The sequence below is a fragment of the Actinocorallia sp. B10E7 genome, assembly GCF_039871655.1.
Lineage (GTDB): Bacteria > Actinomycetota > Actinomycetes > Streptosporangiales > Streptosporangiaceae > Actinocorallia.
This window is the reverse complement of sequence record NZ_JBDPLZ010000004.1, coordinates 111,613-125,475: the sequence shown is the minus strand read 5'-3', so window position 1 is coordinate 125,475 and position 13,863 is coordinate 111,613. Positions and strand designations below refer to the sequence as shown.

At 71.0% G+C, this 13,863-nt stretch carries 11 protein-coding genes and 1 other RNA gene; 4 read left to right on the top strand and 8 right to left on the bottom strand.

Annotation, left to right across the window (positions count from 1 at the left end):
• Window positions 1-10 precede the first annotated feature (10 nt).
• Both ABGB12_RS14465 and ABGB12_RS14460 read right to left on the bottom strand, forming a co-directional pair.
• Window positions 11-1,765, bottom strand: a complete 1,755-nt coding sequence (locus ABGB12_RS14465; RefSeq protein WP_347677964.1) for a hypothetical protein — start codon at window positions 1,763-1,765, stop codon at window positions 11-13.
• Between the two features lie 219 nt (window positions 1,766-1,984).
• Complete coding sequence (locus tag ABGB12_RS14460) at window positions 1,985-2,554, bottom strand: YbhB/YbcL family Raf kinase inhibitor-like protein (protein ID WP_347677962.1); 570 nt, start codon at window positions 2,552-2,554, stop codon at window positions 1,985-1,987.
• A 321-nt stretch (window positions 2,555-2,875) separates the two neighbouring features.
• On the opposite strand from ABGB12_RS14460, the gene ABGB12_RS14455 reads away from it, so the two are divergent.
• Together ABGB12_RS14455 and rnpB are read left to right on the top strand one after the other, a co-directional pair.
• Window positions 2,876-4,255, top strand: a complete 1,380-nt coding sequence (locus tag ABGB12_RS14455) for an NAD(P)/FAD-dependent oxidoreductase (RefSeq protein ID WP_347677960.1) — start codon at window positions 2,876-2,878, stop codon at window positions 4,253-4,255.
• A gap of 98 nt (window positions 4,256-4,353) precedes the next feature.
• Window positions 4,354-4,723, top strand: an RNA gene (gene rnpB / locus ABGB12_RS14450) — RNase P RNA component class A.
• A gap of 98 nt (window positions 4,724-4,821) precedes the next feature.
• Here the strand turns inward: rnpB and ABGB12_RS14445 are convergent.
• From ABGB12_RS14445 to ABGB12_RS14430, 4 genes are read right to left on the bottom strand one after another with little or no spacing between them, the layout of a single operon-like run.
• Window positions 4,822-5,289 carry a hypothetical protein gene (locus tag ABGB12_RS14445; protein WP_347677958.1) on the bottom strand — a complete coding sequence of 156 codons (468 nt, stop codon included), beginning with the start codon at window positions 5,287-5,289 and terminating at the stop codon, window positions 4,822-4,824.
• 52 nt (window positions 5,290-5,341) lie between these two features.
• On the bottom strand, window positions 5,342-6,469 hold the full coding sequence (locus ABGB12_RS14440; protein ID WP_347677956.1) for a bifunctional RNase H/acid phosphatase: 1,128 nt from the start codon (window positions 6,467-6,469) through the stop codon (window positions 5,342-5,344).
• Entirely contained in the window at window positions 6,466-7,209 is a 744-nt protein-coding gene (locus tag ABGB12_RS14435) for a C4-type zinc ribbon domain-containing protein (RefSeq protein WP_347677954.1), read from the bottom strand. Before ABGB12_RS14435 ends, ABGB12_RS14440 begins: the two co-directional genes overlap by 4 nt.
• Complete coding sequence (locus ABGB12_RS14430) at window positions 7,206-8,009, bottom strand: Nif3-like dinuclear metal center hexameric protein (protein ID WP_347677952.1); 804 nt, start codon at window positions 8,007-8,009, stop codon at window positions 7,206-7,208. Before ABGB12_RS14430 ends, ABGB12_RS14435 begins: the two co-directional genes overlap by 4 nt.
• A 141-nt stretch (window positions 8,010-8,150) precedes the next feature.
• On the opposite strand from ABGB12_RS14430, the gene ABGB12_RS14425 reads away from it, so the two are divergent.
• Window positions 8,151-8,555, top strand: a complete 405-nt coding sequence (locus ABGB12_RS14425; RefSeq protein WP_347677950.1) for a DUF6191 domain-containing protein — start codon at window positions 8,151-8,153, stop codon at window positions 8,553-8,555.
• Between the two features lie 2 nt (window positions 8,556-8,557).
• Here ABGB12_RS14425 and ABGB12_RS14420 read toward each other — a convergent pair whose 3' ends face one another.
• Window positions 8,558-9,583: an alpha/beta fold hydrolase gene (locus ABGB12_RS14420; RefSeq protein ID WP_347677948.1), complete on the bottom strand. Its 1,026-nt coding sequence runs from the start codon at window positions 9,581-9,583 to the stop codon at window positions 8,558-8,560.
• Between the two features lie 359 nt (window positions 9,584-9,942).
• Between ABGB12_RS14420 and ABGB12_RS14415 the strand changes: the two genes are divergently transcribed.
• A complete protein-coding gene (locus ABGB12_RS14415) occupies window positions 9,943-11,529 on the top strand; it encodes an HD domain-containing protein (protein WP_347677946.1) in 1,587 nt (528 codons plus the stop codon).
• On the opposite strand, the gene ABGB12_RS14410 is transcribed toward ABGB12_RS14415, so the two are convergent.
• Window positions 11,530-13,857: a GMC family oxidoreductase gene (locus tag ABGB12_RS14410; protein WP_347679171.1), complete on the bottom strand. Its 2,328-nt coding sequence runs from the start codon at window positions 13,855-13,857 to the stop codon at window positions 11,530-11,532.
• Between the last annotated feature and the right edge of the window lie 6 nt (window positions 13,858-13,863).

The following is a 13,863-nucleotide window of genomic DNA, read 5'->3' as shown; positions in this document are numbered from 1 at the left end:
AGGGTCAAACTCAGTGACGGTAATCGCGATAACTGTCCCATTCCTCGGTAGAGCGCGGGGCGGGCTGGTCGCCGTACTGGCCGCCGTAGGGCGGCTGCTCGGCCGGAGGGGCGCTGTAGGGAGTGTTCTGGTCCCCGGCGGAGCCCGGGAAGCTGGGGCCGCTGAAGTCGCTGTAGCGGCCGGCGTCGCCGGAGTCCTGACCCTGCTGGTACGCGCCGTAGGACGAGGAGGTCGGCTGGCTGCCGTATCCGCCCAGCGGATCGTCGTAGCGGGGAGCGGCCTCGCCGCCGTAGGCGGGTGCCGTCGGGTAGCCCTGCTCTGCGCCGTAGGGCGAGCCGCCGAGCGAGTCGTCGTACCGCGGCGGCGAGGACGACTGCCAGCTGGAGCCGTACTCCCCGTCCGACGGGTTCAACGGGTCGTTGAGCGGGTCGTTCAACGGGGCCGAGCCGCCGTAGGACGCGGACGAGTCGGGCTTGCGCCTGTCGGCCTGGATGCGCTGGAGCAGTTCGTCGACGGTCGGCAGGCGGTTGCCGTCGGTGTCCGTGGCCGGCTGCGGCTCCTGCTGGCCGCCGTAGGACGAGGGGGCTCCCCCCAGCGGCGGGGTCAGCGGAGACGGGCCGGTGCCCAGCGGCCCCGACGTCAGCGGGGAGGAGGACGAGCCCAGCGGACCACCGCCGAGGGGTCCCGTGTTCAGGGGGTTCGCGTTCTGCGGGCCGGTGCCGAGGGGGCCTCCGGCGAGCGGCCCCGCGTTCTGCGGGCCGGTGCCCAGCGGACCGGCGCTCTGCGGGCCGGTGCCCAGCGGGTTCTGGTTGAAGGGGGCGCCGCCCAGCGGGCCGCCCAGGGACGGGCCGCCGATCGAGTAGGCCTGGGTGGCCTCCGGGTCACGGCTCTCGGCGCGGGCCGCGGCGGGCCGGGCGAACGGGTCCGGCAGGCCCAGCGGATCGGCCTGCGGCGGAACGGGCGGACGCGGCGGGTCGTAGGCGGCGGGCTGGTCATAGACGGCCGGCTGGTCGTACGAAGGCTGCGGGTCGTAGGCGGCGGGCTGGTCATAGACCGCGGGCTGGTCGTACGAAGGCTGCGAGTCGTAAGGAGGATCGAAGTCCCGGACGGCGGGCTGGTCGAACCTGGTCATCGGCTCGTCGACCTGCCAGCCCCGCACGACGGGCTCCGGTTCGTAGCCGCCGGGCGCCTGCGGAGCCCCTTGGCCGGCGTAGTAGTCGTCGCCGTACTGGTCGTTGGCGTACTGGCCGTCGGCGTACTGCTCATTGCCGTACTGGCCGTCGGCGTACTGGCCGTCGGCGTACTGCTCATTGCCGTACTGGTCGTGGGCGTACTGGTCGTTGTAGCCGTCGGCGTATCCGTCCGGCCCTGCGGCGGCCTGCACCGGCTCGGGCTCGGCGGCTTCCAGGGGGTCGGCGACCGAAGGCTGCTCGGCGGCCTTGGCGCCCTCCTGCTGCCAGGGGAACTTGGGCTTGTCGAAGGTGATCGTCGCCCAGTAGTCGTCGTCGCCCATCTGCTCGGACTTCTTCTTGCCGCGGCGGGGCTCGGCGGGAGCTGCGTCGGTGGGCGCGGAGAGAGGACCCCCGGCGACCCTGCGGTCGGCGGCGGCGCCCTCGTCCTGGTCTCCGGAACGACGGCCGCGCGGCTGCGGGTCGTCGTTCATCCAGTCGTCGTCATCGTGTTCGCGACCCGCGCGCATCCCTAGCACGACGAGCACCACGATGAGGCCGACGAGCAGTACCAGACCGCCAACAACAAAGATCATCGATCCACCCCATGCCATGGCCCGGCGAGGAGGTCCGGCCTCGCTCCGAAAAGCCCTGTCCCGATTATCGTCCGGCGCGCGCCGGGTGTCCCGCTCCCCACCAATGTGCTCGACGAAACCCCCGAGGAGGCGAACCGGCCGTTATGGCCCGCGCCACACCCTTCGTGAGCCTCTACCATCACACGATCTCCGTTGTCTTGGCCACAGATACGCCGACTCTCACGAGTCGGCGTTCTGCCCCAGATAGCCGGTTATCCGTCCTCGCGCGACGGTCCGCTCGGCGATGGCGGGCAGGGAGTCCTCGAGCTTCGCCACCTGGTCGGCCGGCACCTTCTCCTTCAACGCGTAGACCGTGTACCGGTACCTGTGCCGCTCCCCCTTGGGGGGACAGGGCGCGGCATAGGACGCCTGGCCCGCTGAGTTGCGCCCCTGGACGGCGTGGTCCGGGAGTGAGGCCTCCACGAGGTCCGCGGTGGTTCCGTCCAGGTTTGCGAGCACCCAGTGAATATAGGTGCCCCTGTGAGCGTCCGGGTCGTCCACGACGATCGCGAAGGCCTTGGCCTCGGGCACGCCCGACCAGTGGAGCGGCAGCGTCTTGCCCTGGCCGCCGTAGGCCGCGCAGGCGTAACGGTCGGGAATGTCCTTGAGGTCGCTGAAGGCCGGGCTGCTGACGGTGAACTCCGCCAGTTCCCCTCCGTCGCCGGATCCGCTGCCGACGACGCCGCAGCCCGACAGCAGGGACATCAGGGTCACACCGAGGACGGTGACCCGTCCCGAGGTCATCTTCATTCGATCAGCACTCCCGGCCGACGATCGTACGCGAGGGCGCGGCAGGCGGCGTCCCCGCCGGACCACCCTACGGCCTCGGGCACGGCCGCGGATCAGCTTCCACAGGGCGTACGCTCCCGTACCGGACATGTGACCTTGGTCATGCGGAGGGGTCAGGTTCTTCGCCGAACAGAAACTTGTGTCGTAGTTCACGCTCCTAGATCGCTCCAAGTTTACGATTCAAGGAATTTCCTTGAATCTTCTGATGTTCTGGCTTGGACCAGGCAAGCTACGTCCGCTACATTGTGAATGTCTTCACAAAGTGACTCTAGGAGCTCTGAGATGGCCAGAAGGCCTGTCGCGAACCCCGATGCCCCGCACGTTCTCATCGTCGGCGGCGGCTACGTGGGCCTCTACACCGCGCTCCGCCTTCAGAAGAAGCTGAAGAGCGAGTTGAAGCGCGGCGAGGTCAAGGTCACGATCGTCGATCCGCAGTCGTACATGACCTACCAGCCGTTCCTTCCCGAGGCCGCGGCCGGCAACCTCTCGCCCCGGCACGTCGTCGTGCCGCTGCGCCGGGTCCTGCCGAAGATCGACATCGTGACCGCCCGGGTGACCGAGCTGTCCCACTCCGAGCGCTGGGCGATCATCCAGCCGGTCGAGGGCCCCCCGCAGCGCCTCACCTACGACTACCTGGTGATGGCCGCGGGCTCGGTCTCGCGCACCCTCCCGATTCCCGGCCTGGCCGAGAACGGCATCGGCTTCAAGACCATCGGCGAGGCCATCCACCTGCGCAACCACGTCCTGGGGCAGCTGGACATCGCCGGCTCCACCGACGACGAGGAACTGCGCAAGAAGGCGCTGACCTTCGTGGTGGTCGGCGGCGGGTTCGCCGGCATCGAGGCCCTGGCCGAGATGGAGGACATGGCCCGCGACGCGATCAAGATGTACCCGAACCTGCGCGCGGACGACATGCGCTGGGTGATGGTCGAGGCGTCCGACCGCATCCTGCCGGAGGTCGGCCCCGAGCTGGGCCGCTGGACCGCCGAGCAGCTGCGCGGCCGCGGCATCGAGGTCAAGCTGAAGACCTTCCTGACCTCGGCGGTCGACAAGCAGATCGAGCTGTCCGACGGCGAGAGCTTCCCGACCAACACCCTGGTGTGGACGGCCGGCGCCAAGGCCAACCCGCTCGCCAAGTCCACCGACCTGCCCGTCGACGAGCGCGGCCGGGTCAAGGGCAACGAGTTCCTCCAGATCGAGGGCACGGTCCGCGCCTTCACCGCCGGTGACAACGCGGCCATCCCCGACCTGACCAAGGAGGGCGAGTTCTGCGCCCCCAACGCCCAGCACGCGGTGCGCCAGGCCAAGGTCCTGGCGGAGAACCTCGTGGCGGCGCTGCGCGGCAAGTCCCTGAAGCCCTACCGCCACGCCTACGTCGGCTCGGTGGCGGGCCTCGGCCTCCACAAGGGCGTCGCCCACGTCTACGGCATCAAGCAGCGCGGCTTCGCCGCCTGGTTCATGCACCGGACCTACCACCTGTCCCGCGTCCCCACCTTCAACCGCAAGGTGCGCGTCGTGGCCGACTGGACCCTCGCCCTCTTCTTCAAGCGCGAGACGGTCTCCCTGGGCAGCATCGAGCAGCCCCGCCAGGAGTTCGTCCTCGCCGCCGCCGCGGACCGCCCCGCGGAGGAGCCCGGCATGGTGAAGAGCGCCTCCAAGTAAAAGACACGCCGCCTTCTCTGAGCTCCACCGGAGACGCACGCCCGAACGGGCGTGCGTCTCCGCTTTTCCCCGCCCACTAAGATGGGGGCTACGGCGGACGAGCCGGCCGGGCGGCCGCGTCGGGGGATTCGTCCCCCGCCGAGGAAAGTCCGGGCTCCACAGAGCAGGGTGGTCGGTAACACCGACCCGGGGCGACCCGCGGGACAGTGCCACAGAGAACAGACCGCCTCCCGCTCACGCGGGCGGTAAGGGTGAAACGGTGAGGTAAGAGCTCACCAGCGCACGGGGTGACCCGCGCGGCTAGGTAAACCCCACCCGGAGCAAGACCAGACAGCGGACGCCCGAGGGCTGCTCGCCCGAGTCCGCGGGTAGGTCGCTGGAGGACGTCGGCAACGACGCCCCGAGATGGATGGCCGCCACTCCCCCAGAGCGGGAGCACAGAACCCGGCTTACAGGCCGACTCGTCCGCCGCCTTCACCACAAAGCCCCAGGTCAGCGGCCCGGGATTTCTTGTTGGTCCGGGCTGCGTCGGATGACATCTTCTTGGCCGTGTGGGAGCGGGAGGGTCAGGGCCGGTGCATTCGGTACCACAGGGCGGTGATCCATCGGGTGATCTTCGCCAGTCGCGGGTGCCGGGGGGCGAAGTGGTCGACGTCGTCGAGGCCGCTGAGGGCGCGGGCGTCGACGTCGTCCCGGTTCTGGCGGTGACGCCCGGCCAATTCCTCGACCAGGGCTCTGGCCTCCTCGCTGACGCGTCCGAAGCGGCGGGTCGAGTGTCCGAGGCACAGCGCCGCCAAGCCCAGCATGTGATGCCCCGGTGGCAGTCCTCGGCCGAGGCGGACGCACCAGCCTTCGATGTACTCGTGGTCTTCGCAGCGCAGGGCGATGCCGATGAGCCACTGCACCGCCTCGCCCTCCAGGTCGCCCTCTTCCCGGGAACGGGGTGTCCGCGGATGCGCCTTCGCTTCGGCCAGGAGTCGGGTGAACGTCTGATCGGCTTCAGCGTGCCACGCCGCTTCCTCTTCGGAGATCACTCGTAATCCCCTGGAACCCGGCGTCATGGACCCTTGCCTTCTCACAGACGGGTCAGGGGAGGTAGTGGGTCTCGTTGAAGGAGCGGACCACTGCGGGGCCGTCGGCGTACCAGTCGACGGTGGAGAGGGACGCCGTGTCGAGGTGGAGGCGGTAGAGGGTGGCGGTGGGGGCCTCCAGGGCGTGCTGGACCATGATCTTGATGGGGGTCACGTGGGAGACGACGAGGACCGTCTTCTGGCGGTGGCGGACCAGGAGCTTGGCACGGGCCGTGGAGACGCGCTGGGCGACGGCGGCGAAGCTCTCGCCGCCGGGAGGGGCGTAGGACGGATCGGCCAGCCAGGCTGAGAGCTCCTCGGGCCAGCGGGACTTGACCTCGGGGAAGGACAGGCCCTCCCAGGCGCCGAAGTCGGTCTCGCGGAAGCCCTCCTCGGTGCGGATCTCGGCGCCGGTGACGTCCGCGACGGCTCGGGCGGTGTCCTGGGCGCGGCGCAGCGGCGAGGTCACGATCACGTCGATCCGGCGTTCGGCGAGGGCCTTGGCGGCGGCCGCGGCCTGGGCGTGGCCGTGGTCGGTCAGGGGGGTGTCCCCGACGCCGGCGAAACGCTTCTCGATCGACAGCGGCGTCTGGCCGTGGCGGAGCAGCAGGGTGCGGGTGGGGGTCGTGGACGGCGGGATCCAGGCCTTGGCGCCGCTCGCCTCCGGGGACGGCGCCTGGGTCTTGGGGGACATCTCCGCGACGTCCCCGGAGGGCGTCCACTCCTCGCCGCGGGCGGCCGCGTCCATGGCCTCGTTGGCCAGGCGGTCGGCGTGGGAGTTGCGGGCGCGCGGGATCCACTTGTAGGTGATCGACGCGAAGCCCGAGGCGATGTTCCGGGCCTCCAGTGCCAGGGGCTTCATGTCGGGGTGCTTGATCTGCCAGCGGCCCGACATCTGCTCCACGACGAGCTTGGAGTCCATCCGGGCCTCGACCCGGGCCTGCGGGTCGAGGTCGCGGGCGGCGCGCAGCGCGGCGATGAGGCCGCGGTACTCGGCGACGTTGTTGGTGGCCCTGCCGATGGCCTCGGCGGTCTCGGCCAGGACTTCGCCGGTGAGGGCGTCGCGGACGACGGCGCCGTAGCCGGCGGGGCCCGGGTTGCCCCGGGAGCCCCCGTCGGCCTCGACGACCAGTTTGCGGCTCACAGACCCGACTCTGGGGTGCGGACGAGGATGCGGCGGCACTCCTCGCAGCGGACGACGTCGTCGGGGGCCGCGGCCCGGATCCGGTTCAGGTCGGAGGTGTTCAGCGCCAGGCGGCAGCCCTGGCACTGGCCCCGGGTCAGGGGGGCCGCGCCCACCCCGCCGAACTGCTCGCGCAGCTTCTCGTACAGCGCCAGGAGGTCGGCGGGGATGTCCGCGGCGACCCCGGCGCGGGCGGAGCGGGTCAGCTCGGTCTGTCCGTCGATCTCCTGCTCGGCCTTGGCCTTGCGGCTCTTGGCCTCTTGGAGGCCGGCGTCGAGCCCGGCCTGTTCGGCGCGGAGTTCGGCGACCCGCCCCCCGGCCTCCTCCCGGCGCTCCATGACCTCCAGGACGACCTCTTCGAGGTCGCTCTGCCTGCGCTGCAGCGAGGCCAGCTCGGACTGCAGGCTCGCCAGGTCCTTGGCGGAGGTGACCATGCCGGAGTCCAGGCGCTTGGAGTCCCGGTCGGCCCGGACGCGGACCTGGTCGACGTCCTGCTCGGCCTTGGCCTGCTCCCGGTCGAGGTCGCTGACGTCGGTCTCGGCGGTGACCAGGCGGTCACGCAGCTCGGCGGCCTTCTCCTGCAGGGCCGCCAGTTCGGCGATCTCCGGCAGGGTGCGCCTGCGGTGGGCCAGACGGTCCAGGCTCGAGTCCAGTTCCTGCAGGTCGAGCAGACGCTGCTGGTCTTGTTGTGCGGCTTTCACTGAACTCCTTCAACGGCATGGGACCACGCGTCGGTGACCAGCGTGGAGATCCGGGTCTTCACATTCGGGCTGAGCAGGGCGGCCAGGTCGGCCAGCCAGGGCCACTCCGTGGCCCAGTGCGCGGCGTCGACCAGCGCCATCGGGCTCTTCTCCAGTGACTCCGAGGCCGGGTGGTGCCGCAGGTCCGCGGTGAGGTAGACGTCGGCGCCCGCGGCGCGGGCCGTCTCGATCAGGGAGTCGCCGGCGCCCCCGCACACCGCGACGGTCCGGACGGGGCGTTCGGGGTCTCCGGCGGCCCGGACGCCCCAGGCCGTCCGGGGCAGCCCGGCGGCGACCCGCGCGGTGAACTCCCTCAGCGGGATCGCGTGCTCGAGTTCGCCGATCCGGCCCAGCCCCCTGCGGGGGTCGTCGGCGGACGGGCCGAGCGGGCGCAGCGGCCCGTCCAGGCCCACGGCGCGGGCCAGCGCGTCCGACACTCCCGGGTCGGCGACGTCTGCGTTGGTGTGCGCGGTGTAGAGCGCGCATCCGCCGGTGATCAGCCGATGGACCGTCCGCCCCTTGGCGGTGGTGGCGGGCACCCCGTGGACCGGCCTCAGCAGCAGCGGATGGTGGGTGACCAGCAGTTGTGCGCCCTCGGCCAGGGCCTCGTCGATCACCGCGGCCACCGGGTCGACGGCGAGCAGCACCGAGGTGACCTCGGCGTCCGGATCACCGCAGACCAGTCCCACCGCATCCCAAGACTCCGCCCAGGAAGGGTCGAATCGGTTCTCGATCACCTGGATGAGTTCGGAGAGACGCACGTCCCGCAGGTTATCGTGGTTTGGCACCGGTCTTCCTGGATCCGGCTCCGGCGAAGGCGGCCCGCGGCTATCGTGCCCGGACCGGCGGAACCCGGCCGGGCCGGCGGGATCAAACACGAGCATGGAATCGTTGGAGAGTTCGTGAAGTCACCGTTCCGCCGCCGCAAGCGGTCGAAGAAGGCCGACGAGCAGGCCCAGAGGGCCAAGCTGGAGGCCAAGATGGCCGTACCCGAGTGGGCCCAGGAGGGCACAGGGGGCGGGGGCCTGATGAGCGCTCTGCGGGGCGACGGCGAGGCCGGGGCCGGCTTCGGCGCCGGGATCTTCGAGGATCTGCACGCCGCGTTCAGCGGCGCGAAGAAGATCCAGTTGCAGGAGCAGGAGGCCGAGAAGCTGCGCAGGGTGGACGACCACCAGCAGGCCGGCACCGGCGGCAACCGTCCCGACCTGGACTCCGGCCGCATCAGGATCCGTGCCGCCAAGCAGCCGGAGCGGCCCGCCGAGGAGCCGACAGGCCCCGGCGACGACGCCGCTCCGGCCGGGAGCTGAGCTCAGGACCGGGAGAGCTGCCTCTCCCGGGGCGCCCGCGCCGCCCGCAGGCCGTGCCTGACCGACCCTTCCGCGAGCCAGGCGTCCAGCCTGGCCCAGGTGGTGGTCCGGGCCTTCCTTCCGGTCAGGACGCCCAGGTGCCCGCCCGGCGCGGTGTGGAACCGCACGTCGGGTGAGCCCGGCAGCAGCCGGGTGAGCGGGTGCACCGACCGCCAGGGGGCCAGTTCGTCGTCACGTCCGGCGATCACCAGTACCGGCGCCCGCACCTGCGACAGGGCCACCCGGCGGTCGCCGACGCGGACGTCCCCGCGGGCGAGTTCGTTTTCCTGGAAGAGGGCGTCGTAAATCCGTGCGGCGGGCCGCCCGGGACGGGCGAGCATTTCTTCGGTGAACGCGTCGACGGCCTCGATCTGGGCGAGGAAGTCGGCGTCGTCGAGGTTGGCCAGCACCGTCATCGGACGCGTCAGATATCTGTCGATTCCCGGGATCAGGTGACCGTGCTCGGCCGACGCCCGCGGAATTCCCGAGAAAACCTCGAGCAGCGCGGTCTCGGCGCCTCCGGCGAGCCGGGTGAGGCCGCGCAGGGGCCCGCCGGGGCGGACGGCGTCGAAGTCGACCGGCGCGGCGATCGAGGTGACGGAGGCGATGGGCAGCCCGGGGTGGGCGGCGGCGGTGAGGACGGAGAAGATCCCGCCCAGGCACCAGCCGACCAGTTGCACCGGTTGGCCGTCCACGTCCTCGGCGACGCGGGCAACGGCTTCCGGCAGAACCTCGTCCACCCAGGTCTCCAGGCCCGGGTCATGGCCTTGGAGGCGGGTCTCCCCGTAGTCCAGGAGGTAGGTCCGGCGGCCGGTGGAGACCAGGTGCTCGGCCAGGCTGCAGCCGCGCCGCAGGTCGAAGGCGGCGGCCGCGGACGCCGCCGGTGGCGGCACCAGCAGCACCGGTGGGCCGGTGGGGATCACCTTTCCCGAGGGCCGGTAGCGGTAGAGCCGGCGTTCGGGCCCCTGGTCGATCAGTTCGGACGGCATGGGCCGCAGATCGGCCAGCCTGCCTCGAAGTATTTTCTGAGTCGCATTCGAAGCGGCGTCGCGGATGTTCCGGGGTGAGAGCAGCATCATCATTTCATTCATGCCCCATCACGAGACGATTGCAAGGGCCGAACCCGGTCATCTTGACATCTGTGATGAACCATACTCACATCCACGATTGTGCTTAATATCACCAAATCATGTCCAAAGCGTTAAATCGCCCCCACCTCACCCTGAGTAACCGATTTTTTCGGCTTCTGGCCCGAGGACCGGAGCATCCGACGCCACTACCGCGGACGCGGGCACTGGCGCATAATGGCGACTACAGAACGTAGCCACATGGATGTCAGGCGGTCACGATGGCGCTCACCGAGCCAGACGTCTCCTCGGGGCGGCCCGCCTCCGGCCGGCGGCCGTCCCGCCTGCGCCTTCCCGTCGGGCCGGTGTTCTCCCGCACGCCCCGTGAGCCCGTCCAGTCCGCCGCGGAACCGCTGATCGCCGCGTTCCGCGCCACCCACCCCCAGGCCGACGGCCCCGACATCGCCGAACTGCGGCGGGCCTACGCGGTGGCCGAGCGCATGCACCGAGGGCAGCTCCGCAAGTCCGGCAACCCCTACATCACCCACCCGCTGGCCGTCGCGCTGATCCTGGCCCAGCTCGGCCTGGACCGCACCTGCCTGGTCGCGGCCCTGCTGCACGACACCGTCGAGGACACCCCCTACACCCTCGAGGAGGTGCGGGCCGACTTCGGAGACGAGGTGGCGCTGCTCGTCGACGGAGTGACCAAGCTCGACGGCGAGCGCTGGAGCAAGGAGCAGGCCGAGGCCGAGACCTTCCGCAAGATCGTGCTGGCCGCCGCGGCCGACCTGCGGGTACTGGTCGTCAAGCTGGCCGACCGGCTGCACAACCTGCGCACCCTCGGCGCCCAGCCACCGCACAAACGCGAACGCATCGCCCGCGCCACCCTGGAACTGTTCGTCCCGTTCACCGAACGCCTCGGCATCCACGCCCTCAAACGCGACATGGACGACCTGGCGTTCGCCACCCTCGACCCCGACGCCCACACCGCCACCCGGCAGGCGGTCCACCGCGAACTGGCCAGAGCGGGCCCGGCCCTGGGCCCGGTCGCCTCGCTGCTGCGCACCGCTCTGGCCGAACACCGGGTCTGCGCCGAGGTCCAGATCCGGCCCCGCCACCTCCACAGCGTGCACAGGAGCCGGGAGGGAAACCTCAGAGGACTGCGCCCCAGCGACGCGACACGGCTGCTGGTCCTGGTCGAGGGCCCGCCCCAGAACTGCTACATCGCCCTGGGCGCGGTGCACTCCGCGCTGCACCCCGTCACCGGGCGGGTCAAGGACCACATCGCGATCCCCCGGTTCAACCTCTACCGTTCCCTGCACACCGTCGTCATCGGCCCGGAAGGCGACTTCCTGGACGTCATCATCCGCACCCGGGAGATGCACGAGGTCGCCGAATACGGGATCGTGGCCCACGTCCGGCAAGCCCGGAACGGCAGGGCCGCCGAGCCCGTCTCCGGGCGGCTGGACCTCGTCTGGCTCGCCCGGCTGCTGGCCTGGCAGTCCGGCGCCCCCTCCGCGGAATTCCTGGAAGGCCTCCGCACCGACCTCGCGGGCGGGAACATCGTCTGCTTCACCCCCCGAGGCGCGATCGTCTCACTGCCCCGGCGGGCCACCGCGCTCGACTACGCCTACGCGCTGGACCCCGAACTCGGAGCGCACAGCATCGGCGCTCTGATCAACGGACGACTCGTGCCCCTGTCGGCCGAAGTCAAGGTCGGCAACGTGGTGGAGATCCTCACCGACCCGGAAGCCGCGCCCAGCCCCGACTGGCTCGCATTCGTCCGCACCCCGCAGGCCCGCGTGCACATCCAGCGCCACCTGCACGGCCCGGCGGACGACGGGCCTCCCCCCGACCAAAACCCTTGATCAGGAGACGGTCCGGCACCCGTCCGGCCCGTACACCTCCCACAGCTCGCCGAGAAAGAACGTCCCGAACCGGTGCAGCGCCTTCAGCCCGCCGGGCCCCTCGGTACGGAAGGTGGTCAGCTGCTCGAGGAAGTCGGCCAGGCGGATGTGCAGGGTGCCCGCCCCCAGCGCCGTCCCGTCGTGCGGGTCGTCCTCATGGAGATGCCCCGCGTGGATCCGGTAGTACAGCGTCGCCGTGTCGGGCCAGACATGGGTGGGCGGCCCCTCGCAGAGATGCTTCCAGCCCGCGAGCGTGCGCGGCTCTCCCCGCACGTCGGTGAAGTGCAGCCGGTAGCGCATCTCCTTGCGGCCCGTGCCGTCGTCGTCCGGCACGAACAGGTGGAACCGGCCCCGTTCGACCCTGCGGCGCCCGCCCCCGCCGGGCCAGTCGATCCAGCCCTCGGTCCCGGCCCACCGACCCGGGTCCGCCAGGAACCGGTCGACGTCGTCGACCGTGATGGTGAGCCGGAACGCCAGCCGCTCCCCGCGCTCGTCCGTGAACGGATCGTGCGCCCCCGCGACGTACCGGCCCTTCATCTCCTCGGTGAACGACAGCGACGTGCTGTCCTGCACACGTCCGCCGCCGTCCACCGCCCCTTTCGTCGGGGCGGATCCTCCGACCGCCCCGGCCCCCGGGCCCAGATCCCCGTGGATCATCTGCCTGCACATCCTCTCGGAGAGCGCCGCGATGGTCAGCGCCGGGTTCGCGCCGACCGGACCGGGCAGCGCCGCGCCGTCGGCGACGTACAGACCGGGCAGCCCGAAGACCTCTCCGAACCCGTCGCAGACGCCCTCCTCCGCGTGCCTTCCCATGGGCGCTCCCCCGAGCGGGTGAACGCTGATGACGCGTTCGCGCAGCCACAGGGGGTTGTCCTCGTAGTCCGCGCCGAGGACGTCGCCGATGCGCTGCATGGTGGTGCGCAGCCGGTCGAAGTAGGCGCGGCTGGTCTCGACCGTCCAGTCCGCGGTGAGCCGGCCCTTCCCGTCCAGGGCAAGCACCCCGTCCGGGATGTCGCGGCCCATGCCCAGCAGCGGCAGCGCGCCGACCGCGCGGGAGCCTCCGGCGAGCTCCGCCAGCTCGGCCGACAGGTTGGTGTCGGGCGAACCGGAGAGGAACTGCATGACCCTCTCCCAGAGGAACTCCGCGGCCCGGGTGATCTGCCCCGGGACGTCCAGGCCCTGGAGCATCCAGTCGACGAACGCCGGATACCCGCCGTCCTCGATGTAGGCGCCGCGGCCCCACCCGCCGTCCAGCTCGTCGGGGAGGCGGATCCCACTGGTGATGACGGGGGCCCCGCCGGGGTCCAGCGGCCGCAGGCTGTCCCGGTCCTTGGTGTTGAACAGGAACGTCAGCAGGTCGCCGTTGCCGGAGAAGCGGGTGCCGAGCGCACGGCTCATGCCCGGCAGCCGTGAGCTCAGCAGGAGCCGGGTCGTCCCGTACGTCCCGGCGGCCATGATCAGCCTGGTGCAGCCGATCGTCCCCTCCTCCCTGCGGCCCGTCTCCCGGTCGTGCCGGACATGGTCGACCAGGTAGCCTCCGCCGTCCCGGAGCCTGATGCCCTTGACCTCCGTCAGCGTCCGCAGGTCCGCCCCCCGGTGGGCCGCGGCCGACAGGTACGTGTGGTCCAGGCTGTTCTTGGCCCCGTCGTTGCAGCCGATGTCGCACTCCCCGCACAGCCTGCACGTGGTGCGCAGCACCCCGTGCAGGTTGGGGTACGGCTGTTCCGCGAGCGGCTCACGCGGCCTCGGCACGGCCCCTGTATGCGTGCCGAAGCTGATGGCGAGCGGCGGACGGAACCATTCGAGCCCCAGCTGGGCCGCCGCGTCCTGCATCGCCTGCGTCTTGCCGGTCCGGGAGTACGGCTCGTGCTCGGTCGGGTAGCACTGGACGCCGATCATCCGCTCGGCGGCCTCGTAGTGCGGTTCGAGGTCCGTCCTGGTCACCGGCCAGTGCTCATATCCCCCCTCCGGCAGGGCCTGCTCGTGGACGAACCACTTCTCGTCCTTACGCAGCAGGACGTTGGCGTAGATGAGGGAGCCGCCCCCGAGCCCTGACGAGACGACCGAGTCGTAGCCCTTGAAACGCCAGACGTCGAACAGCCCGTACAGGTTCTCGGACGGATCCCAGAAGGCCTTCGCCATCTCCGCCGGCGAGCGGGGGAACTGTCCCGGCGCATAGGAACGTCCCCGTTCCAGCACGACCGTGGACAGTCCCGCGTCGGCGAGCCGGTAGGCGGCCACGGCGCCGCCGAACCCGGAACCGACGATCACCGCGTCCACGTTCTCCATGGTCTT